General features: G+C 49.4%; 22 protein-coding genes. 6 read left to right on the top strand and 16 right to left on the bottom strand.

The features are described 5' to 3' along the window. Positions 1-45 precede the first annotated feature (45 nt). The 9 genes from LAB08_RS08660 to LAB08_RS08620 all read right to left on the bottom strand — a co-directional run bounded on the left by LAB08_RS08660 (position 46) and on the right by LAB08_RS08620 (position 10,044). A complete protein-coding gene (locus tag LAB08_RS08660) occupies positions 46-1,389 on the bottom strand; it encodes a UDP-glucose dehydrogenase family protein (protein ID WP_096512613.1) in 1,344 nt (447 codons plus the stop codon). Next, positions 1,386-2,204 carry a glycosyltransferase gene (locus LAB08_RS08655; protein ID WP_096512614.1) on the bottom strand — a complete coding sequence of 273 codons (819 nt, stop codon included), beginning with the start codon at positions 2,202-2,204 and terminating at the stop codon, positions 1,386-1,388. The genes LAB08_RS08660 and LAB08_RS08655 overlap by 4 nt, the downstream gene beginning before the upstream one ends. Next, the gene (locus LAB08_RS08650) at positions 2,201-3,328 is read right to left on the bottom strand and encodes a glycosyltransferase (protein WP_096512615.1); all 1,128 of its coding nucleotides are present in this window, start codon (positions 3,326-3,328) and stop codon (positions 2,201-2,203) included. Before LAB08_RS08650 ends, LAB08_RS08655 begins: the two co-directional genes overlap by 4 nt. Then, the gene (locus LAB08_RS08645; protein WP_372237692.1) at positions 3,325-4,482 is read right to left on the bottom strand and encodes an O-antigen polymerase; all 1,158 of its coding nucleotides are present in this window, start codon (positions 4,480-4,482) and stop codon (positions 3,325-3,327) included. The genes LAB08_RS08650 and LAB08_RS08645 overlap by 4 nt, the downstream gene beginning before the upstream one ends. A 92-nt stretch (positions 4,483-4,574) precedes the next feature. Next, positions 4,575-5,690: a hypothetical protein gene (locus tag LAB08_RS08640; protein WP_172901623.1), complete on the bottom strand. Its 1,116-nt coding sequence runs from the start codon at positions 5,688-5,690 to the stop codon at positions 4,575-4,577. Beyond that, positions 5,647-6,102, bottom strand: a complete 456-nt coding sequence (locus LAB08_RS08635; RefSeq protein WP_096512618.1) for a serine O-acetyltransferase — start codon at positions 6,100-6,102, stop codon at positions 5,647-5,649. Before LAB08_RS08635 ends, LAB08_RS08640 begins: the two co-directional genes overlap by 44 nt. Then, complete coding sequence (locus LAB08_RS08630) at positions 6,103-7,104, bottom strand: NAD-dependent epimerase (protein ID WP_096512619.1); 1,002 nt, start codon at positions 7,102-7,104, stop codon at positions 6,103-6,105. It lies immediately after the preceding gene. 230 nt (positions 7,105-7,334) lie between these two features. Then, on the bottom strand, positions 7,335-9,560 hold the full coding sequence (locus LAB08_RS08625) for a polysaccharide biosynthesis tyrosine autokinase (protein WP_096512620.1): 2,226 nt from the start codon (positions 9,558-9,560) through the stop codon (positions 7,335-7,337). Between the two features lie 43 nt (positions 9,561-9,603). Then, complete coding sequence (locus LAB08_RS08620) at positions 9,604-10,044, bottom strand: low molecular weight protein-tyrosine-phosphatase (RefSeq protein WP_096512621.1); 441 nt, start codon at positions 10,042-10,044, stop codon at positions 9,604-9,606. A 453-nt stretch (positions 10,045-10,497) separates the two neighbouring features. Between LAB08_RS08620 and galU the strand changes: the two genes are divergently transcribed. Then, entirely contained in the window at positions 10,498-11,331 is an 834-nt protein-coding gene (galU, locus tag LAB08_RS08615; RefSeq protein ID WP_096512622.1) for a UTP--glucose-1-phosphate uridylyltransferase GalU, read from the top strand. Positions 11,332-11,401: 70 nt separating this feature from the next. Continuing rightward, positions 11,402-11,863: a phosphohexomutase domain-containing protein gene (locus tag LAB08_RS08610; RefSeq protein WP_157755737.1), complete on the top strand. Its 462-nt coding sequence runs from the start codon at positions 11,402-11,404 to the stop codon at positions 11,861-11,863. A gap of 89 nt (positions 11,864-11,952) precedes the next feature. Here LAB08_RS08610 and LAB08_RS08605 read toward each other — a convergent pair whose 3' ends face one another. Together LAB08_RS08605 and LAB08_RS08600 are read right to left on the bottom strand one after the other, a co-directional pair. After that, a complete protein-coding gene (locus LAB08_RS08605; protein WP_157755738.1) occupies positions 11,953-13,587 on the bottom strand; it encodes a right-handed parallel beta-helix repeat-containing protein in 1,635 nt (544 codons plus the stop codon). 157 nt (positions 13,588-13,744) lie between these two features. Then, positions 13,745-14,107 (bottom strand): hypothetical protein, encoded by a 363-nt coding sequence (locus LAB08_RS08600; protein WP_096512625.1) that lies wholly within the window; start codon positions 14,105-14,107, stop codon positions 13,745-13,747. A 498-nt stretch (positions 14,108-14,605) separates the two neighbouring features. Here LAB08_RS08600 and tal point away from each other — a divergent pair, with 498 nt between their 5' ends. After that, positions 14,606-15,532 (top strand): transaldolase, encoded by a 927-nt coding sequence (gene tal, locus LAB08_RS08595; protein WP_096512626.1) that lies wholly within the window; start codon positions 14,606-14,608, stop codon positions 15,530-15,532. Between the two features lie 233 nt (positions 15,533-15,765). Here the strand turns inward: tal and rssC are convergent, their stop codons facing one another. Both rssC and rssB read right to left on the bottom strand, forming a co-directional pair. After that, positions 15,766-16,248, bottom strand: coding sequence for an anti-sigma factor antagonist RssC (rssC, locus tag LAB08_RS08590; RefSeq protein ID WP_096512627.1), 483 nt, complete (start codon positions 16,246-16,248; stop codon positions 15,766-15,768). Then, on the bottom strand, positions 16,248-17,429 hold the full coding sequence (gene rssB / locus LAB08_RS08585) for a two-component system response regulator RssB (protein ID WP_096512628.1): 1,182 nt from the start codon (positions 17,427-17,429) through the stop codon (positions 16,248-16,250). Before rssB ends, rssC begins: the two co-directional genes overlap by 1 nt. Before the next feature lie 275 nt (positions 17,430-17,704). Here rssB and LAB08_RS08580 point away from each other — a divergent pair, with 275 nt between their 5' ends. Further along, a complete protein-coding gene (locus LAB08_RS08580) occupies positions 17,705-18,004 on the top strand; it encodes a PilZ domain-containing protein (RefSeq protein ID WP_096512629.1) in 300 nt (99 codons plus the stop codon). A 60-nt stretch (positions 18,005-18,064) separates the two neighbouring features. Here the strand turns inward: LAB08_RS08580 and LAB08_RS08575 are convergent, their stop codons facing one another. Then, complete coding sequence (locus tag LAB08_RS08575; RefSeq protein ID WP_096512630.1) at positions 18,065-18,754, bottom strand: MlaA family lipoprotein; 690 nt, start codon at positions 18,752-18,754, stop codon at positions 18,065-18,067. Positions 18,755-18,954: 200 nt separating this feature from the next. On the opposite strand from LAB08_RS08575, the gene pcrP reads away from it, so the two are divergent. Both pcrP and LAB08_RS08565 read left to right on the top strand, forming a co-directional pair. Then, on the top strand, positions 18,955-19,575 hold the full coding sequence (gene pcrP, locus LAB08_RS08570; protein WP_096512631.1) for an HAD superfamily inactivated hydrolase PcrP: 621 nt from the start codon (positions 18,955-18,957) through the stop codon (positions 19,573-19,575). 124 nt (positions 19,576-19,699) lie between these two features. After that, the gene (locus LAB08_RS08565; protein WP_096512632.1) at positions 19,700-19,963 is read left to right on the top strand and encodes a DUF4404 family protein; all 264 of its coding nucleotides are present in this window, start codon (positions 19,700-19,702) and stop codon (positions 19,961-19,963) included. Between the two features lie 173 nt (positions 19,964-20,136). Here LAB08_RS08565 and queF read toward each other — a convergent pair whose 3' ends face one another. Next, complete coding sequence (queF, locus tag LAB08_RS08560; RefSeq protein ID WP_096512633.1) at positions 20,137-20,967, bottom strand: NADPH-dependent 7-cyano-7-deazaguanine reductase QueF; 831 nt, start codon at positions 20,965-20,967, stop codon at positions 20,137-20,139. A gap of 61 nt (positions 20,968-21,028) precedes the next feature. Further along, positions 21,029-21,577, bottom strand: coding sequence for a copper-resistant cuproprotein CopI (gene copI / locus LAB08_RS08555; RefSeq protein WP_096512634.1), 549 nt, complete (start codon positions 21,575-21,577; stop codon positions 21,029-21,031). Positions 21,578-21,719: the final 142 nt, after the last annotated feature.

Here is a 21,719-nt window from a genome sequence, read left to right as displayed (position 1 = left end):
AAGATTTATACATTGAGGCCAACTCGGCTCAATAGAGGTCAGTTTCTACATGACCGGACGGATCGAAAGCCCTCGGCCGATACCGTAGTAGTGGAAGCCTTGTTTGGCGACCCTACCCGGATCGAAAAGGTTTCGTCCGTCAAAAATCACCGGATCTTTTAGTGATTTCTTTATAATTTCAAAGTCTGGCGCCCTGAAGTCCTGCCATTCAGTAACAATAATCAGACCATCTGCACCTTGCAAAGCTGCTTCCTTAGTACCCATCAAGCGCAAGTTCGGATGTGCCGGATAGAGTTTCTGCGCCTCTTCCATCGCTTTGGGGTCATAGGCCTGTACGTTAGCGCCTGCTTCCCAGAGCAAGCGCATGAGCTCCAGGCTTGATGCTTCACGAATATCATCCGTGTTGGGTTTGAACGCCAACCCCCAGAGAGCAAATGTTTTTCCCTGCAGTTTGTTTTCGTAATGATACTGTACTTGCTCAAACAGTCTTCTTTTCTGTTTCCGGTTTACCGTTTCGACCGCATTCAAAATATGCGGTACGAAATCCAATTGCTGCGCAGTGTGTTCCAATGCCTTCACGTCTTTTGGAAAGCACGAACCACCATAGCCGCAACCAGGATAAATGAACTGATAGCCGATCCTTTGATCCGCGCCAATGCCTTTACGAACAGACTCTATATCTGCACCCAACATTTCAGCCAAGCAGGCGATTTCGTTCATGAACGAAATTTTTGTTGCCAGAAGACAATTAGCGGTGTACTTGGTCAGTTCCGAGCTTCGGACATCCATTACAATAATTTTTTCATGATTACGGCTGAAAGGCTCATAAAGAGCACGCATCAAATCGATCACATAATCACTGTCTGTACCAATGATGATTCTGTCCGGCTTTTGACAGTCACTGACTGCCGATCCTTCTTTCAGGAACTCCGGGTTCGAAACTACATGAAATTCAAAGGCGCATTCTCGCGCACTCAGGACATCGGAAATCTTTTCCTTGACCTTGTCCGCCGTGCCTACCGGCACCGTGGACTTATTGATTACAACTTTCTTATCCTGCATATGACTGGCAATTGTTTCAGCCACAGCCAGAACGTATTGCAGGTCTGCACTGCCGTCTTCACCCGGGGGGGTGCCGACCGCGATAAATTGTATTTCCGCGAAACCTACGCCTTCGGCGGCATCGGTAGTGAAGATAAGGCGCCCCGCCTCGTAGTTCTTTTTAACAAGGGCAGAGAGCCCCGGTTCGTAAATAGGTATCACGCCATCTTTGAGCTTCGCTATTTTATTCACATCCTTGTCTACACAACAAACGGTGTGACCTGCGTCAGCCAGAACTGTGGCTTGAACCAACCCGACATAGCCAGTGCCAAAAACTGTTAATTTCATGGAAGAGTCCTTTTCGATGTAGATAAATTCTTCAAATAATAAATAGCCATATCAGACACGTGACTTCGGAACGCTCTGGATCTGAAGATGGCTTTCCACCCACCAGCACTGGCACGAACCCCATCAGAAATTGCATGTATGTTGCAATTGAGTGCCGTGAGGTAGCCTATTTTTTTTGCCCGCAAGGAAAAATCTGCTTCGCTCATAAAAAGGAAAAAGTCTTCACTGACCCCGTTTAGCTCTCTCCAAAGCTCCCCTTTTACAACCCAAAACGAACTCTGCACCCAATCAACGATGTGCACGCCAGATGCCTGGCGATTCACTTCGGCGCATTCATAACTTTCACGTTCTGCTCTATAAAACCGGGAAACAAACGATGGAGCCCTACGTGCCAACTGACTCTTTACGCTCGGGTATGTCCTGGCGACCAGTTCTACATTGCCGTCATCGTCTACTTGTTTAATTCCAAGCAGCCCGAGATTTTTATGATTCTGAAGTATCTCGATAGAGTCTTTTATGCAATTTTCTGAAGACAGTATTAAATCCGGATTCAGCAACACCACGAAATCGGCGGAAAAATCCACAGAGAGATTCGTTGCTTTGGTATAGCCTTGGTTAAAAGACGACCTGATCAAGACAATATTTTTTTTATTCTTTATGTATTCATTGAGCTTAATAAAATTGTCGTCATCGACACTGTTGTCAAAAACAGTGACCTGACAAAACTCGAACAGACTTTGCTTCTCTAGCGCCTTCAGGCTTTCTATAAGCCTTGGGGCTTTAAAAAAGTCGACGATTGAAATATGAATTTTCATGTATGAACTGCCTCACGAGAAAGCAAAGCCGTGTATTCATTGGCCAATATATCGGTCACATCTTCCCAATCAAGGGTGAATGCTTTCTTGATGCTGGGTCGATACTCTTCCTTCAACGCATACTCAATACAATTCAAAATTTCTGCTTTGCTACAATCTGGTTCAAGCTTCAGTGGAGGAGAAGAAAAATAATCAAAAAGCGCAGACGCCGCAGAGACAATCGGCTTACACCCTAACGAAGTGGCTTCCAAATCGACCTGCGAAACAACTTCAAACCACGAATTCGATAGGTTTATCTTGGAGCGCTTATAATGATAACTTAATTGATCCTGATTTAACTCCCCAAGATACTGAAGATTGGAGTGCGCCCCAACTATTTCCTTGAAGTCCTGGCAGTATTTCTTGTGATTGGTATTTTCCTTACCGGCAAACACTACTCTATAGTTAGTGCCTTTCAACGCCTCTGCTATTTTCAGGATATTTTTTCTAGGCTCAATTCGGCCTACCACCATAACATCAATGTCGCGAGGAACATTCTCATCAACATTGCCCTCTATGAAGGTCAACGCATTAGGCAACACCTTTACCTTAGATACGGCCAGCTTCGAGCAAACATCAGTTTTGATATGATGCAATTCACTTTTCGACAACGGAAAGATTCGAGCCGATTTTTCAACCAACGCCCGGTTTATTTTTTGAGGCGTACTTTTATATGACTTCAGATTACTGAGTGTTTTAAATCTGGCAAACTCCTTTACAAAAGAAGAAAGCATTAAATAAGCATCATAATTCAGAAGCTTTCCAAGCAATCCGCCTTCAAAATACTTCACCATATATTTCTTTTCATGGTGGATCGGCGAAAAACAGAGCGGCACATTTTTCCTTAGCGCCCACTCCATATATCTATAATTTTCGTAAGGCGTTTGCATATTGAAAAGATGGACTATATCAGGCGAAAACTTCCCGACATTCAACTCTGCCGGATCAGTTACAACCGTCACGAGAAAACCTTTTCTTTCAAGAAAATGCTTATATTTATATACTTTCCCGGAATCACCACCTGGCTTTTCCGGCGCATCTCGCCTCAGACAGAAAAGAACTTCGATTTGTTTCCCATCTCTCATCTGGCATACCTCACATTTGAGCTCATTCTTGAAAACACGATTTTTGCCGAGGCTATGTAAAATATAAAAAACGAGAAAAATAGTGGCACCAGCGTGTTCAGCAAATCACCTCTGATAATATTGGTCCCCCTAAACAGGAAAATCAGACCCAGCACAGAGTAAATCCCACCAACCCTGAATAACTTCTCAATAAGCTGACTCAAAACAAATAACAGTCCACCCGCACTGATCACGCCTAACCAGCGAAAATTTATGTACGCCTCCCCAATCAGTGACGACGTAATCTCCGCCCCACTGTCGACCAAGCGCTCATAGAAAAATTCTTGAGTGAAATATCTGTTTCCTGAGATAGGCTTTTCACTCCATATTGATCGAGGGATCAGGAAAGTAAAAGCGGCCAAATATGTCTGAGATGGACCAATATCTTGTTGAATTATCAAGGCACTGGAGTCAAAGGTTACAAAATCAGGGGACACAAAAGCATTCAGTTCTTCTTGCTCACCGCGAGTGTAGTCCCGATATAGCGTGGACAGGCTAAACAACACCAAGCAAGCCGATACCAACTTTACTATTGTCTTCTTACTTAATTTCTTTAGTCCTTTACGCTGAGTATTTTTAATTACCAAATAGAAAATACAAGGCAAAATGCAATTTAATACCAATGTCGATCGGCTACCCGAAATGAGGCTTGCACAGAAGGTCACTACCAGGACCAGGATGAAGAACAGCCGGAGGGGCATCGACTTGGTGCTGTTGACGCCTACGAATGAAAGCACTGAAAGCGCAGGTGCCGTGTACAAAGCAATACCAGCGAGCAAATTATCTTCAAAAAAACTCTGTCTATTACTTAACAATAGAGACAGGGAGTACTTCTGCATGCTGACCAACACCAACGCTCCGAGGAACAGCGTGTAAAAAAAGCATACGGCAATGAGTTTTTTAGTAACTCTTACCTCATAGCTCACTTTAAGAATTTCAGTTTTCTTACTGAAGAAAACTGTAAGCAAGCTATAAACAATAAGTGTTAAAAGACAGAAAATTGCGACACTGGCATTTGAACCGGAATCTGCTGGTATTTGCGGATAAGTAGCAGAGAAGAACAAATACTCGTAATCATCCGTAAAGTAACCATCAACGAGATAGGACAGGATCAAAAAAATCGAAAACCATAAATATGTTTTTGATTTTCTTGTACTGTACGTTATAAACACTATTACAAGCGACACAACAGTGAGCATGACAAACATCATTGTTCGATACCCGCCATGAAAAACAAACTCACCGCATACAAAAGCGATAGTGTCGTTAGGTTGTATAAAAGAAAAGCGTCAAGCGGTGACATGCCCAACCACTGTCTGACTACGAACATAACCACCAAGAGTGAGCACGCACCTATCACATATACAATATTTGATTTCGCCTTTAGATGAAGAAAAGCGGAAAACACAGGACATGTAATTGCAATAAGGGTAGCTGCCACGATTTTTATGTACGGGGATAACGCAGGCAATGCAACGAAAAACATCAGCAACAATGCACCGTAAGCAAGTGAGAATATTTGCTTGGTGAAAATTCGAGGAGTGTTTTCCTGGTCATTGATTTTTGTATAAATATAGTTCGTTACAATAAATCCCGCCCCGGCAACCACCACACTGAATGCGATAAGCATGTTATGGACGGCCGAGAATTCCTGAGTTCCAGAATACAAATCTCGCACGATGTTGATATCATTTCTATAGATCAATGAAAGCACAATCCCGGAAAGTATGGTGACCAACCCTAAAAACATCTTTTTTTGTGAGGGGGCGTTGATACGCTCACTGGAGCTACTTACAAGCGTCAAAGCAATAGTAACTGCAACAACTGTGACAATCAGCGTCGTAGCGGACAGCACCCTACTTAAGATAAGAAGAATTACGCTCAAACCAATTACTACATAACGAATTGAGGTGAGCGCCTGGAATTTCCATTTGTTCTGACTGGTTAAATTGAACGCCACTCTGTACGAAAGAAAATACCCACAAATCGCTCCAATACCAGTAAGAATGAAATTCTTGAATATTTCCACTACCTGCAACTGGCTCATCACAATCAGCGCTAGCAGGCATGCCATCAATGCAATCACAGGACTTTGAGTTTTGGAGATGTATACCTGAACGCCAACGGCTTGGCCAACCTGTATCCCTGTGAGCATAAATGTGAGCAGTACTACGCCCTGTTCAGTAACGTGCTGGGTTTCGGTTAGTTTTCCTGCGAGATAAATCACCAGGTAAACAGAGATCAGGTTGAACGCGGAGCACGCTAAAAACACTAACCGTCTAACCGCGGTATTTTGTCTCGGATGGTAGGCTTTTATCCACAAAACTATTTGCTCCTATCACAGCGTTTGCACCGATCGTGATCCCCCCAACAACTACAGAGTTCGGAAAAATCGTCACGCCATCCTGAAGAGTTGGATATCCCCTCTTATTACCAATAGTACAACCTTGATAAATGGTGAGATTCTTTCCTACTACGCAGCCTGACCCAATGACTATTGAAACTGGGTGAGGAAGATACAAGCCACCCTCAATTTTCACGCCATAACCAATATCGATCGAATGCTTGGCAATGAGAAGATTTCTGGCAAGAATATGTATCAACCTGTTCTTTGACGCTGCAAACCTTACAAGCATCGAGGCGTGGAGACTTGGATTCAATAAAGACTTCAACAGAGACTTTATATTCACCACACCATAAACGGCCCTGATATCGCTCTTTATCAATGCAAGCATTTACTTTTTACCATAGTAGTCGATGTACCATCCGACAAAGCGGCTAATACCTTCTTCTATAGATACTTTGGGTTGATAATCGATTGCGTTGAACAACTCGCGCGTATCTGCATGAGTGGTGAACACATCGCCAGCCTGCATAGGAAGAAACTTTTTAATAGCTTTTATTCCCGTCGCGGATTCAATTGCTTCGATAAACCTGGTCAGGCTCACGGGCGAGCCATTGCCGATGTTATATGTTTTGAAGGGGGCAGTACTTACGTCCGGACTGGACATTGTAAACTTATCTTTTTGCGGAACAACGTTCTGTATACGCAGAATGGACTCTACGATGTCATCGATATAAGTGAAGTCACGCGACAGGTTTCCATTGTTATATACTTCTATTGCTTTCCCCTCCATGACTGCCTTGGTGAACTTGAAAGGCGCCATGTCCGGACGCCCCCAAGGACCATATACTGTGAAAAAACGCAGACCTGTCACGGGTATGTCGAATAGATGAGAGTAGGTATGGGCCATTAGCTCATTCGAACGTTTCGTCGCTGCATAAAGCGAAATAGGGTGATCTACGGCCGACGATGTTTTGTATGGCGTACTATTACTCGTTCCGTAAACGGAACTGCTTGAGGCGTAAACAAGGTGTTCGATACCATTGTTCCTACAACCCTCAAGAATATTGAGATGACCATTAATATTGGAATCTATATACGCATGCGGGTTATCAATAGAATATCTGACTCCTGCCTGCGCCCCAAGATGGATAACTCGCTCAAATTTGTGTTCGCTGAAAATTCGCGCAATTGCTTCTTTTTCGGAAAGATCAACTTTAATAAACTTAAAACCGCCCAACGGACTTAGTAGTTCCAGGCGCGCGAGCTTCAAACCAGGGTCATAATAAGAGTTTATATTATCAATGCCGACAACTTCATGGCCAGCCTCACATAGCTTATGAGCCACCGAACTGCCGATAAAACCTGCTGCACCCGTCACCAAATACTTCATGATTCTTCCACACAGTTATAGGTAAATGATTAATTGCATATAGGGATGCAGCACAAATATCAAACCTTGGCCACGCTACCGCCACAGGATTTTCCGTCAATACCCTGAAAACGATATATTTTTGTTAACTAATGAGACGCCTATCTACAATTTACATTCGAATATGATTCGAAAATTTGCAACATGTATCAATTTAAACTACTTCCGCTCATACACATCGAAAAAATGCTTTACGCATTATCAGACTTGTAGTCGTAATGATAATAACCATAGTCGCCATATCCGTAAGCCGACGCGCGCTTTTCCACTCCATTGAAGATTGCGCCTTTAAGTTCGATACCGTTTTGTGAGAAGCGCCGGATCGTCAATTCTATTTCCCGCGCGGGATTCAGACCGAATCGCGCCACAATCAGGTTCGTGCCTGATTGACGCCCCACAATGGCAGCATCTGTAACCGCTAAAAGGGGGGGCGTATCCAGGATTACCAAGTCGTAATTCTTGCTTACTTCATCCAGCATCTCTGCGAAATTGGCCCTCATCAACAGCTCTGAAGGGTTTGGAGGAATTTGACCTCTGGATATAAAGTCGAACCCGTTGATTTCGGTTGCATTAATCGCTTTATCCAGGGAACAACGTTTGGATAACACATCGGAGAGCCCATTTTCAGCGCGTACACCGAGCATTTTGTGTACATATCCCTTACGCATATCCACGTCGATCAATAAGACTCGCCGCCCTGCTTGAGCAATAACCGCCGCCAGGTTAACCGAGACAAAGGTCTTCCCCACCGCCGGGCTGGGCCCGGAAATCATCAGACGATTGTTTTTCGCTTCAAGCGTGGCAAAGTGCAGGCTCGTGCGAAGACTACGAAGGGCCTCGACCGCCAAATCGGTGGGATGATTCAGGGCCAAAAGGTGTACGGTTTTGTCCCCATTTGTACGGCTCCGAGCACGTCTTTCCTCCTCCGACTTTTGCAGCGGGCTATACGGAATAGATGCATAAACCGACAACCCGAGCTGCTCAATAGCTTCTGGCGTTTCAAGACCGCGATTCAAGGCTTTACGAACCAGAACTATCGCAATTGCTACGAATGCACCTAGCAACGTCATTGCCAGCACGATCAGAGCTTTTTGCGGTTTGACGGGTTTACTTAGATCGACATCGGCTTCATCAATTAAATGAACATTACCGACCGTGCCCGCACGCATCACGTCCAACTCTTGGGATTTGTTCAGAAGCTGGGTGTAAATTTCATTGCCGACCTGAACATCTCGCGTAAGGCTGAATAGTTCTTGTTGAGTCGCCGGCAGACCTTCAACCTTTTTGACTAGCGAATTTTGCTTGGCCGTCAGCTCTGAAATCTGCATCATCAGGGCACGATAGGCCGGGTGTTGTCCGGTAAATTTCCGGTCCATCTCCGCACGTTGCAATTTTAACGTAGATATACTGGAATCCAGCGCAACTATCTGGTCCAGGATTGCCTTGGTTTCGAGACTAATATCGATAGACTTACTACGAATCTGATATTGATTCAGCGATTTTTCCGCACGCTCCAGATCCTTTCGGACCTGAGGTAATTGTTCCTTCAGAAAATCCAGGCTCGCAGCGGCTTCAGCGGACGTTCGCTCTATGTTCTGGCGCACGTACAACTTTATTATTTCATTGAGTGTGCGGATGGCTCTATCGGAATCTACATCTTCGAGGGCGAGAGAAAGAATCCCGGAGTCTTTGCCGCGTTCAAATACATCCAGCGCCTTTTGATATTCTATAATCGTGGCCATCCGTGGCTGACGAGTAACGCTGAACCTTGCCCCTGGGTTGGCGCTCAGTTTTTCTACGTTTATCTTGATCTCACCGTCTTCAAAAGGCTCACCCACCCTGCTTTTCGCAAGGATATTGTCGTCCTCGTCCAACAAACTGTAATTGCCATTCTCTCCAGCGACCAATGTCAGTGTTTCACCCACCAGCGCACCAGGAACCTCTAGCCGAGAAACGCTCAACGCTTCTCCACCCCAAGAAAATCGACTCATGCCGAACCATGGAGCGGCCACGTCACCGGGATTATCCGGGTTGAACCGACGGGATACAAACTCACCGATCAAAGGAAAAAAATGAGGTTCAATCTCGATATCGAGTTGCAAATTATCAATAGCCTTGCCTAATACAGAGCGAGACTTGATTAATTCAATCTCTGTTACAGAAGGCGACTCCTGCCCCAGCATGCTACTGATATCGGAAAATCCGAGAACGTCATTTTTTTTGGCTTCCACTTGCACGAGCGCGTTTGCCCGATACACGGGTGTCGACAACACTGCATACGCGGCACCCGCCGCCATAAAGGCACCCGCGACAACGGAGATCAGCAGTTTGTGATCTATAAGTGTTCCGACCAAACTGAGAAGATCGATCTCTTTGTTGTCATCTTCCTGGAGCTTGAGTATTGGCGCTTGCTGCATAAGTGGATTTCTTTGCCCTGTAACTGTTTTAGAAAGATGGCCATCAGCCCACGAGACGCTGTGCCCATGCGTGTACTGCTTCTTCAATCAGCGCATAAGCATGTACAAACGCTGGCTTGCCTTGACGATAGGGATCGCTGATTTCGCGATCGTCCTGCCATTTACCCAGCAGGAAAACCTTACCCCGTGCTTCGGGTGCAATATTGAGAACACTCGTAATGTGCCGCTTCTCCATCACCAGAATCAGATCCGCCCTGTTCACCGCCTGGGACGTCAATTGCACGGCTTTGTGATCCATTGGCAAATGCCCTTGCTCTACAAGGACTGCTTGCGCAGACGACTCGATCGGACTATCGACCAGAGCGCCCAGGCCAGCTGATACAACCTCAATTTCTGCTTGGGCCAATGCATCTCGCATCAAGCTTTCTGCGGTCGGGCTGCGGCATATATTGCCGATGCAGACGATCAGAATTTTTTTAACCACTGCAACCTCCCCGCATCCTTAACGTTAAACGTTATTCAATCGTTATTTAATAAATAGAAAAACGCAGGAGTGTTAATTTATACCCCCCAAAACAAACGACGCGTTATCTATCGTATTTCGCCAGAAATACGTTACACACCAACCATGCATTAAAATCTTAACTGCGAACGACAGGCGACATCAACCTTTAAATATCGGCTAACTACTTATTGCCACAACGCACTAGCACATTCCACCAACGAAGCACGACATAAAATAACATTCAATACAGCAACCAGACGTAAGTTAACATTCGCAGTGTTTCCTGATGCGTCTTGATTTGAATTATGATATTCACACTTCCCCCGATGAACGCAGAAACTCAACGCCTCAAATAAGTAACGCGATTTCATGTAGCGACGTGAAGTGTTATTTATTTATAACATTTCAATCACATATCTAACAGGAACCCATATGATCCGTAAATGCCTATTTCCTGCCGCCGGTTATGGCACCCGATTTTTGCCGGCGACAAAGGCTATGCCCAAGGAAATGCTGCCCGTAGTCAATAAACCTCTGATCCAGTACGCGGTAGAAGAAGCAAGAGATGCGGGTCTTCAGCATATGGCAATTGTTACGGGTCGCGGCAAGCGAGCGCTAGAGGATCACTTCGATATCAGCTACGAGCTCGAGCATCAGATTCGAGGAAGTGAAAAAGAGAAATTTCTGGAAAGTACCCGAGAATTGATGGAGCGCTGCACCTTCTCCTACACTCGCCAGGTTGAGATGAAGGGGCTTGGGCACGCCATTCTTTCCGGTCGTCCATTGATTGGTGACGAGCCGTTCGCGGTAGTTCTTGCTGATGATCTTTGCTTGAATCTGGAGGGTGATGGGGTACTGTCCCAAATGATCAAACTCTACAAGCAGTTCCGTTGCTCGATTGTAGCGATTCAGGAAGTCCCCAATGACCAGACACACAAATACGGCGTAATTGCTGGCGAGCAGATTCGTGACGGTATTTATCGGGTCAACACTATGGTGGAGAAACCTAAGCCTGAAGATGCCCCCTCCAATTTAGCCATCATCGGTCGGTACATTCTAACCGCCGACATTTTTGATTTGATTGCAGACACTGAGCCTGGCAAAGGTGGCGAGATCCAGATCACCGACGCATTGATGAAACAGGCACAAAGCGGTTGCGTGCTCGCCTATAAATTCAAAGGTCAGCGTTTTGACTGCGGTGGTGCTGAAGGTTATATCGACGCCACCAATTTCTGCTATGAGAACTTGTATCAGAAAGGATTGTAAGAGTATTTACATAGGCTCTCGGGTGCCGCACTTTTAGCGACCATAAACTTATTAAATATGGCAGACGACTATGAACACATCCAGATCTCCGATCGACTCTGTCTTGAAATCAAGGGATCCTTTTGCGCTTGGCTATATGGCTTTGGGGCAAGAGCGCACCGAAGGTAAAAGCGGGTTGATGGTTTGGTTGCGGGCATCCGAGAGTTCAATTACTTCCTCCCCTTCACAGCCGCGTTTACTGGTAGAACGCATTGGGCTTTTCCCTTCCTCGGGGGAGATCAGGTGCGCAGCCTGCAATCCACTCGGCGTCTTGGCGTACCTCAAAAATTCTTATGCTGATGCGGCACTGGACGTAGATGAAGGCAATGGCCTGCGCCTGACGTTTACTGAGTGGCGTTTCAATATTTGCCTTTTGGAGACCGAACCCGCAATCCTGCTCCACGTTGAAAGTCGTGGCGATATTGCCTTGATGCAGCAAAAAACGGCAGAGCTACTAGCCAGAATTCGGGAGAAAAGCAGCAGCGACTTTTAGGCTGACCACAAAGGATGCGTCTTAAACCCGTTACGAGAGTAAATAGCACGAGGCTTCGTTTTAACCGGCGCTCTCGGAATTATTAGAAACTAATTTCCATTAAACCCCACATTACCCTTAGCCTCAGACTTCAATCCAATCACGGATATAGCGGTGTTCGAATTATATTTAACATCATTGGAAACAACACGATTATTGTAAGACCCGACATCTTCAACAATTCCGTTGCGGTTTCCATAAGACGTAACATTTTCTACTGTCACCCCATTGGCATTAGTCAATCGAATCCCTGTAGACGCAGAATTGAACACGGTTCCTCCGGATACAACCCCATTTGTGGCAGGCTTACCAGGTGACCCCAGCTGAATACCGTGTTGACTTGCGCCTGATATGCAAGCATTCGAAATCAAAAATCCGTCTACATTTTGGATGGTTATACCTGAGGAGATTTTCAGACCAGCGCCACGAAGATCAGCGATCGTTAAACGCTCCAGGCTAACTCGACTCGAACTCTCAACCAACAGCCCACGAAATGGGTTATACACAACAAGATTCTCGATATGAATATCACTACAACCAACTATCCTGCCAAAGTAGTCACCACTCCTGGCACAACGGCCGGTTAAACCCAACACTTTGATGTCGGAAATATTATTGGACAATGCATCATCTGAAAAATAAAACGCGAAGCCACCCTTATTGATTCGCCCCGACTCCCCACTCGAATCCATCACACTTATTCGACGTATCGCCGCATTAATGCCTGCTCGAACATGAAGCTTTATTAAACTCGACTGAGCAGTATCCAGCACATTATTCACTATTGTTACATCTTCTATATCTCCAATTTCGTCAACCACAGACACCTCTTGGGTGAAGGCGATACAATCATCGCCTGTCCGGACGCGATTGTTTGCAATGACGATTTTATTTGACTTTCCTTTAAAGTGCCACCCATCGGTAAGTACCTGATCAGAGCAAACGTCGGTATCATTGCCATAGATCAAGACGTGGTTGCAATTCTGGAATTTTGTCGTCCAGTCCGAGTAAGTATTACGAATTTTTAGTCCATGAACTGTGATGAAGGAGCTATTAAAAAAAACGACATGCTTTCCAACTCGGCCAGTATTTGATTTTATTACGCCACCACCAAAAATGACGACATTATAAACGCCGGCATCACCTCCCTTGTTCATAACAGTGCCTGAATAGGTATTCAGACTGTTAAAGTCCTTGAGAACTGTAGTTTGAGGCGAGATATAGAGTTTTGAATTGCTCCCCATCTGCAAGGGAGCGGTAATTCTCAGAATGCCCGGCGGCAATACGCAGACAAGACCATTTGCCTCCGCCATATCGATAGCCGCCTGGATGGCCAGAGTCCAATCCCAGCTCTTCAAATCACCTGGCTTTTTTTTGACAATCAACCTTTCGAACTGCCTGACTTCAACATACCGAACGGAAAGCAAACTTTTTTTGCAATCAAATGCATTTTCCAAAAGTTTACTTGCCCATTGGGCGTTCCCTCCTCCATCGGCGGAGATAAGTCTTTTGACTAGGTCCACTGATTCCTTGCTTTTCACACCGATAGTTTCTTGTGCCCCGGCGAAAGACTTATTTTGCAGGAAAATATGGCTTGCGGTAATAATTCCGGCCATTTGAACGAAGCGTCGACGCGATAAAGATCGATCGTTAGTCAAGCACTCTTTTTTATTCGAATCACTCAACAACTTTCCACCTTCAGGGCAACTGACTCAGTAGCTAACAGGCTTTCAAAAACAAGCCTATCAGACATATTTCGCAAACAGAGCATCAGCTTGCTTGATAAGTTACTAAGCAAACGCACGCCCCGTCTACTTATCAATACTTCATGTCCACTGGTTATTAGTAGAAGCACTTTAGGCGTTTCTCTACCAGCGCCACCGAGTAACTTGCAATGTGCATAGCCACCCCCGCCTCTACTAACGCATCCAGCAATGCAATTTGGGCTTCTAAACGCGAAGCCTGATTTAGCTTTCGTGCGGCATGCATCTGATCGATTAATATATGTGTCACTTGATAAGGGGTGTTGGCTTTGAGACATCCCAGCCAAACAGAGAGCCTCTTCGCATCTTTGCCCTGCCTGTCTCCTATCAAACCTGATGACTCAACCGCAGCGATGCTATCTGCAACCATCACAACTTCTTCAAACACACAAGTTAGCTTTTTTAATGCATAACCAAGCATTAAATCATCGAAGACATCCAATCACGTCTACCTCTGCACTTTGTGAAGTGATTTCCACCAAACATATACCTACCACTATCACATTACACTTTATTAGACGGATAAACTGGACGCATTATAACGACGATATCAGACATAAATAACAGGCTCCAGCAGCCTGTCACCCACAAGGCGACTGACTTTCTATAACATTCCTTTCTTAAAAAGAAAGGCCTCCTGCCAGCGTTGGCATTTCTGGCATTGACCAACTAACTCAAGCAAAGTAATTTTGAAAAACCTCACATACAAACATATTGGACCACAGTCTATGAATAATTTGACGCGGGGACGGTGGATGTCATCCGTCAAATTTGTTGAACCTGTCCCCACGCGTAGCATCTAATTTCTCGATACCGCGCTTCGCCATTCAAACACCTGTTTTCAGGTAGTTGCCCCCGGAGCCACCGATACACGTACACACCCTTGAGCGGCTGTCAGCGCTCGGGTAATGTCATCAGACCCATAGGACAGAGCACGCCCATGACTTCCAAGCTGGAACAACTCAAACAAATGACCACCGTGGTTGCCGACACCGGTGACTTCGAAGCGATCGCTCGTGTTAAACCGGTGGACGCGACTACCAACCCTTCCCTGCTGCTCAAGGCAGCGGCCATTCCCGGGTATGCCGAGTTGCTGAATGCTTGTGTCAGCGACTGCAAGGGCGATGTAGGTCTGGCCAGCGACCGTTTTGGCGTCGCGGTGGGGCAGGAAATTCTGAAGGTGATCCCTGGTCGCATTTCCACGGAAGTGGATGCGCGCCTGTCGTTCGACACTGACGCCGTATTGAAGCGTGCGCATCGTCTGATCGAGCTGTACGAAAAAGCCGGCATTGGCCGCGATCGAGTGCTGATCAAGATTGCCTCCACCTGGGAAGGCATCCGTGCTGCCGAGATCCTGGAGAAGGAAGGCATCCAGACCAACCTGACCCTGCTGTTCTCCTTCGCCCAGGCCGCTGCCTGTGCTGATGCCGGGGTGTTCCTGATTTCGCCGTTCGTGGGCCGTATCTACGACTGGTACAAGAAAGCCACCGGCAACGAGTACACCGGCGCGGACGATCCGGGCGTGCAGTCCGTGACGCGCATCTACAACTACTACAAGGCCAACGATTACAAAACCGTGGTGATGGGTGCCAGTTTCCGTAATCTGGGCCAGATCGAGCAGTTGGCCGGTTGCGACCGCTTGACCATCAGCCCGGACTTGATCGACAAGCTCGCGGCGGATACCGGCAAGCTGGAACGCAAACTGGTGCCGGGTCATGCCGGTGAGGCGCGCTTGAATCTCAACGAAGCGCAGTTCCGCTGGTTGTCCAACGAAGACGCCATGGCGACCGAGAAACTGGCTGAAGGGATTCGTCAGTTTGCCCGGGACCAGGAAAAGCTTGAGGCGCTGTTGCAGGCCAAGCTGTGATCTGAGCCGGAAATGCAAAAAGGGCGAACCCTGGTGGGTTCGCCCTTTTTTCTGTGCGATTGGTAGCTGGCTGGCTTCGCTTTGACAGGTATTGTAGCTCTGAGGAAGCCTTCGCGAGCAGGCTCGCTCCCACAAGGGACTTGGGGTGCAGCCAATTTAGTGTAGAAACAAAAGACCTGTGGGAGCGAGCCTGCTCGCGAAGGGGCCAGTCCGGCCCACATCACATCAAGAAATCAATGCCGCTCCAGCGCATTCACCAGGTCATGGAACGCTTCGCGATTGGAATCGTTCAGGCCCATGAGGATCTTGTGCGCTTCAAGCACCTTGATCCGCACCACTTCTTCGGACTGATCCTGATCCGGCAAGTCATCCAGGCATTCTGGACACGCCACAGGCTGGTCAACGATGTTGAACACCTGCTCGAAGCCCATGGATTGCAACAGGCGGGTGATGTCTTCGTGGGTGGTGACGACGGTCGGCAGCAGGCCGACCTTTTGCCGCGACAGGATCGACAGCTTGGCCAGCAGGCCAAGGGTGGTGCTGTCGATGCTGCGGGTTTCGGTCAAATCAATCACGATCGCGTTGAAATTCATCGCGGTGAAGATTTTCTCAATAGTCGCATCCAACGCCGAACACAGGGTCAGGCGAACTTCACCGACGAACTTGAGGACGAAGGTGCCGTCCTGCTCGGCGAACTGGATTCTACCGGTACTCATTAAAGATTCCTGCTCAACACCAACAGGGCGATATCATCCGGCATCTCCCCTAGCGTGGCCAATCCAAAAACCTGCCGCAGACCATCCAGGCTGCCGCCCGCTGCCTTGACCCGTTGGGGCAATGCAGCTTCTTTTTCTTTGAGTGTGGGTTCTGGCAAAAGGTCCAGAATGCCATCAGACATCAGCGTCAGGCTGAACGTCGGGGGCAACTCCAGCACGTGGTCTTCGTAGGTGGCTTCATTGAAGAGGCCTACCGGCAGGCCACGCCCTTCCAGATAACGAACACTGTCGGGTGTGTACAACACGGGCAACGGCAAATGACCGCCGATGCTATAGGTCAACAAACCTGTCTCCTCGTCGATGACTCCACCGACCATTGTGACGTGTTTGCCCAGCTTACAACTGATCAGGCCCCGGTTGATATGACCAAGCACCTCTGAAGGCTTGAATTCAGGCAAGGTGCCGCTGCGCTTTGACTCGAACAGCAAGCGCGTGGTCATGAACTTCAGCAGCACGGTGACGAAGGCTGAAGAGGCGCCGTGACCTGAAACGTCCGCCAGGTAGAACGCAACCCGACGCTCGTCGACCCTGAAATAGTCGACAAAATCACCCGACAGGTACAGCGACGGGATGATCTGGTGAGCAAACTTGAACTCGTCGATGGCCCAGGGGCTGACCGGCAGCATGTTCATCTGCACCTGTCGACCGGCGTTCTGGTCTTCCTGGAGCAGGTTCAGGCTGGCGGCGAGCTCGCGGTTGGCCTTTTCCAGCTTCTCGCGGTAACGCTGGTTTTCCAGCAGCAGGCGCGCGCGATCCAGGGCCCGACGCACAGAGTGCTCGAGCACAGCAAGATCTTCGAGAGGTTTGATCAGGTAATCCGCCGCGCCGAGGCGCAACGCCTCGACCGCGTCATTCATCACTCCGGCCCCGGACACCACGATCACCGGCGTTTGCGGCGACAGCTCGGTAATCTGGCGAATGAGTTCGAGTCCACCCATCTGCGGCATGCGCAGATCGCAGATGACCAAGTCGGGCTTGTCTTGCTCGAATACCTGAAGACCCTGCTGGCCATTGCTGGCCTGCAAGACGCTGAAACCACTGTCTTCCAAATAGGCGGCGAGGCTCGCGCGCACTACTTCGTCATCATCGATTATCAGCAGCGTGGCACTGGTTTTTGGCATGTGGGCAAACGGCGCCAGAATTAGGTTGGCGTAGCGGCTCGGGTTTTGGCCCGGCTCATACTACTGGATTCGCTTTCTAGCCTCTCTGTCGCACCGTTTTCGAGCATTTGCCCTACACACAGGTACACCAGAGGTGCCCTTCTAAGGCGCAGACGGTACTCCCATCCGCGAGGCGTTTCAAGCTCACGCCGATGGTCGCTTGACGTCTACACTCCTCAAAGCACCAGGAGTTATAAGAACCATCAAAACCGTAACTCAACGGAAGGATCATGGCCATGAGTCAAACCAGTCGGGACTACAGCGAAAAGCGCGACTTCATCCGCATGCGGGTCGATGCCGATGTGTCGCTGATTCATGAGGGGGATGAGGTGCCAGCCGTCTGCCTGGACCTTTCCAGCAGCGGCATGCAACTGCAGGCGCCGCGCTTGTTCGAGTCAGGTGATCGGCTCAGCGTGCGTATCGAATCCGAGCACGCTGCGCTCAAAGGACTGGAAGCCGACACCGAGGTGGTGTGGGTCAAAGAGCAGCACGATGGCGACCAGAAACTAGGCCTTACAATCCTCAAGATGAAGTAACCCCGTACCAGACGAAAAAAGGCAGCCCGAAGGCTGCCTTTTTCGTTCTACCGGCCAGGATCAGAAATCGTCTTCGACGTGGCCATCCTTCACTTTGAATTCACGGTTTTGCAGGTAAGCGTTACGAATGAACGTGTACTTGTCGCCAGTGATCAACTTTTCCGAGGACAACAAGCTCGCTCGGGTATCGACAATGTTCAGACCGAAAGCCGAATTGCGCACCGGAATGTCATTGATGTAGCGGTACGGGCCGGTATAACTATCGACGTACTTCGATGGCGCGTCACGCAGGGTACTTGGGCCCAGGAGCGGCAGCATCACGTATGGACCGCTGCCCACGCCCCAATAACCCAGGGTCTGGCCGAAGTCTTCGTCGTTGCGCTGCAGGCCCATTTTGGTGCCGACGTCGAAGAAGCCCAGCAGGCCGAAGGTGGTGTTGAAGATCAAACGTGCGGTATCGACACCGGCCGCCGCTGGCTTGACCTGCAGGATATCGTTGGCGAGGTTGGTCACATCGCCGACGTTACGGAACATGTTGTGGATACCGTCTTCGAGGAACTGCGGCGTCACGTACTGGTAGCCCTGAGCCAAAGGCTTCAGTGCATAAGTGTCGATCACGTCGTTGAATTTGTAGATCGGGCGGTTGATGCTTTCCCAAGGGTCGTCTTCCGAAGCTGCCTGGGCAACAAACGGAACCAGCATCGCACTGGCACATACACAAAGCTGAGCGAGATGATTGCTCCAGCGCATAGAAAAACTCCTTGGTTCATACCATCGCCGGGCGCTTGGCTCGACGCAAAGACACCTAGTATAAGTCGGAAACGCCATTTTAGGCAGCATTGCACCCGCATGCGCGCGGATGATTCCTGTCGATTGTGAGCGATTCACACCCATGTCACGCAACTGTCATCGACGATCCCTAGCCTTTAAGCTATTTCAGGGACGTTGACATGCCGCATGCCGAAACCTCGCCTCAAACCGCGCCGAACCTGACCGCCGTGTTGTTCGGCCTCAGTGGCTGCCTGGTGGATTTCGGTGCGCGTACCCGCCTGACGGGCGACCATTCGGCCGAATACGCCGAAGTAACGCCGGGCGCCCTCGACAGTGTGCACAGCTTGCAGCGCCAACAAATACCCTGCGCCTGGCTCGATGAGCTGCCCCCTGCCCTCAGCCATTCCCTGGCCGGCGCGCTGCCGGAATGGATCAAACCTTCGCAACACCCCGCAACAATCAGCCCTTGGCCGGCACCGAATGCCTGCTGGCAAGCGCTAATGACGCTGAATGTCTCGCGCCTGGATGGCTGCGTACTGGTCAGCGGCGAACCGCGCTTGCTGCAATCGGGGCTAAACGCCGGACTGTGGACGATCGGATTGGCATCCTGCGGCTCACTTTGCGGGCTCTCGCCCACGCAATGGCAAGCACTGTCCCAACAGGAACGGGACATCCGGCGCGGCAAGGCAACGGTACAGCTGTTTGGCCTTGGCGTGCATTCGGTCATCGATCACCTGGGTGAACTCGACACCTGCCTGGCGGATATCAACTTGCGCCGGCTCAAAGGCGAAAAGCCCTGATCGCCGCCTCACACCTACGAAGGCATGCAGGTTGGCCGCGAGTGGATTAATCTAAGGGAAGCCATAGATCTTTGGCGTACCGCCGCGGTCTATGCCAGTGCCATTCGAGAAAAGGAAGAACGCCATGCCTGCCCGCGAACTGCAAGAACAGCTCAATGCCCTGCGCGAGCAATTGGAACAGAATCCGCCGCTGTCCGAATCAGAGCGCGACAACCTGCACGAGCTGATGCAACAGATCGAACTCAAGCTTGAGCTCGAAACCAAAACCCAGGACGCCAGCCTCGCCGATGGCGTCAACCTCGCTGTCGAGCGCTTCGAACTCGAACACCCGACCCTTGCCGGTACCCTGCGCAACATAGCCCAAGCCTTGGGCAACATGGGGATCTGAACCCACTGGACACAAAAAAGCCCTGCCATTTGATGGCAGGGCTTTTTCATGTCTGAGACCTGGAATGTCACCCTCGTGGGAGCGAGCCTGCTCGCGAAAGCGGTGTATCAGTCACATCAATGCCGATTGTGCTGACGTCTTCGCGAGCAGGCTCGCTCCCACAGGAATTACTTTTATTGCCGGACCAGGCGATGGTTCGGCAACTGCACTTCTTCAGTACTGCGATACGGATTGATATCCAGCCCGCCACGGCGCACATAACGCGCATACACCGTCAGTTTTTCCGGTTTCAGCAACCGTTGCAGATCGAGGAAAATCCGCTCCACGCACTGTTCATGGAAGTCCGAGTGCTGGCGGAAGCTGACGATGTACTCCAGCAAACTGGCGTGATCCAGCGCCGCGCCGCGGTACTCCACCGCCACGCTGCCCCAGTCCGGCTGACTGGTCACCGGGCAGTTGGATTTGAGCAAATGGCTGTGCACGCTCTCCTCGACAATGCGCGACTCGTCGCAACGCAGCAATTCCGGGCGCGGGTGCTCATAGTTGCTGACGCTGATGTCCAAATCGTCGATGCACACGCCCGGCAATGCCACGACGCCTTCGGTTTCGACATCCTTCAGGCTGCGAATGCGCACGCCCACCGGCTTGCCGGCAGCGGCTGACAGGTCCTTGACCAGTGTCGCCTCAAGGCTCGCCGTGTCGGCGAATGGCGTCTGGTTCAGGGAGTTGAGGTACAGCTTGAACGACTTCGATTCGATGATATTCGGCGAATCCGCCGGAATGCTGAACTCGCCGATCGCCACCACTGGTTTGCCCGACGGCAACAGCCACGACAGTTCAAAGCAGTTCCAGAAGTCCACACCCTTGTAGGGCAGTGTTTCAGCCGTCAGGCCCAGCTCGGCCCACTTCGCGGTACGCGGAATCGGGAACAGCAGGGACGGCGTGTAAGTGGCGATGTATTCGCTGGATTTGCCCAGCGGCGAGTGTTCGGCTGCGGGATGCATGGCGGAAACCTGACTGAAGAATCAGCGGATTCTAACAGCCTTTGCTCCCGCCTTTGAGTGCTTACTGACTGACTGTCAGTTTGCCGACCATGCCGGCTTGATAATGACCGGGGATATTGCAGGCAAATTCCAGATTGGCCGCCTTGCTGAAGGTCCAGGTCAGCTCAGCGGTCTTACCCGGTTCCACCAGCACGCTATTGGGGTCGTCGTGCTTCATGCCGCTCTTCATCTCGTGTCCCATGGCGCTGTGATCCATACCGGCCATGTCGCCGTGGTCCATTTCCTTCACGCCTGTAGGCGTGAGCATGCCGCTTTGCTGCATCTGCAGCATTTCCTGCTGATGTCTGGCATGCATCGCCGCATCGCCCAGGTTGAATTCGTGCAGCAACTGGCCCTTGTTCACCAGCACGAAGCGCACGGTTTCCCCGGCCTTGACGTCGATTGTCTTGGGGGTGAACGACATGTCACCCATCACTACTTCGACACTGCGAGTTGCCTTGGCGGCTGGCGCCGGCTGACCGAAGTCATAGCTATGCGTTCCTGACGCCCATGCCAGCGGACTCAATGCCCACACACAGGCGGCCAGCATCACGGATTTGCGCAAAAACATCGTCGTACTCCAACAAAATAAGGTTCAGCCTGTGGAAAACTCTAAACTGCCACCGCTGCCTACAACCTGACAGCCAGATTACAACTTTGTCAGGTTGACCTGCACCGCCATCGCCCACGGTATAAAGCTTTCGTTCCATCAA

Source organism: Pseudomonas izuensis, from assembly GCF_002356535.2.
In the GTDB taxonomy this organism is placed as follows: Bacteria; Pseudomonadota; Gammaproteobacteria; order Pseudomonadales; family Pseudomonadaceae; genus Aquipseudomonas; species Aquipseudomonas izuensis.
The sequence above is the reverse complement of the archived record's forward strand: the minus strand, read 5'-3'. Positions and strand labels throughout refer to the sequence as shown.

What these genes read in the sequence shown, in the direction of transcription:
- LAB08_RS08635 (WP_096512618.1), bottom strand. Translation starts at nt 6,102, where the DNA reads ATGCTTGCATTGATAAAGAGCGATATCAGGGCCGTTTATGGTGTGGTG.
- LAB08_RS08625 (WP_096512620.1), bottom strand. Translation starts at nt 9,560, where the DNA reads ATGCAGCAAGCGCCAATACTCAAGCTCCAGGAAGATGACAACAAAGAG.
- LAB08_RS08650 (WP_096512615.1), bottom strand. Translation starts at nt 3,328, where the DNA reads ATGAGAGATGGGAAACAAATCGAAGTTCTTTTCTGTCTGAGGCGAGAT.
- LAB08_RS08580 (WP_096512629.1), top strand. Translation starts at nt 17,705, where the DNA reads ATGAGTCAAACCAGTCGGGACTACAGCGAAAAGCGCGACTTCATCCGC.
- pcrP (WP_096512631.1), top strand. Translation starts at nt 18,955, where the DNA reads ATGCCGCATGCCGAAACCTCGCCTCAAACCGCGCCGAACCTGACCGCC.
- tal (WP_096512626.1), top strand. Translation starts at nt 14,606, where the DNA reads ATGACTTCCAAGCTGGAACAACTCAAACAAATGACCACCGTGGTTGCC.
- queF (WP_096512633.1), bottom strand. Translation starts at nt 20,967, where the DNA reads ATGCATCCCGCAGCCGAACACTCGCCGCTGGGCAAATCCAGCGAATAC.
- LAB08_RS08565 (WP_096512632.1), top strand. Translation starts at nt 19,700, where the DNA reads ATGCCTGCCCGCGAACTGCAAGAACAGCTCAATGCCCTGCGCGAGCAA.
- rssB (WP_096512628.1), bottom strand. Translation starts at nt 17,429, where the DNA reads ATGCCAAAAACCAGTGCCACGCTGCTGATAATCGATGATGACGAAGTA.
- copI (WP_096512634.1), bottom strand. Translation starts at nt 21,577, where the DNA reads ATGTTTTTGCGCAAATCCGTGATGCTGGCCGCCTGTGTGTGGGCATTG.
- LAB08_RS08630 (WP_096512619.1), bottom strand. Translation starts at nt 7,104, where the DNA reads ATGAAGTATTTGGTGACGGGTGCAGCAGGTTTTATCGGCAGTTCGGTG.
- LAB08_RS08610 (WP_157755737.1), top strand. Translation starts at nt 11,402, where the DNA reads ATGAACACATCCAGATCTCCGATCGACTCTGTCTTGAAATCAAGGGAT.
- rssC (WP_096512627.1), bottom strand. Translation starts at nt 16,248, where the DNA reads ATGAGTACCGGTAGAATCCAGTTCGCCGAGCAGGACGGCACCTTCGTC.
- LAB08_RS08575 (WP_096512630.1), bottom strand. Translation starts at nt 18,754, where the DNA reads ATGCGCTGGAGCAATCATCTCGCTCAGCTTTGTGTATGTGCCAGTGCG.
- galU (WP_096512622.1), top strand. Translation starts at nt 10,498, where the DNA reads ATGATCCGTAAATGCCTATTTCCTGCCGCCGGTTATGGCACCCGATTT.
- LAB08_RS08655 (WP_096512614.1), bottom strand. Translation starts at nt 2,204, where the DNA reads ATGAAAATTCATATTTCAATCGTCGACTTTTTTAAAGCCCCAAGGCTT.
- LAB08_RS08660 (WP_096512613.1), bottom strand. Translation starts at nt 1,389, where the DNA reads ATGAAATTAACAGTTTTTGGCACTGGCTATGTCGGGTTGGTTCAAGCC.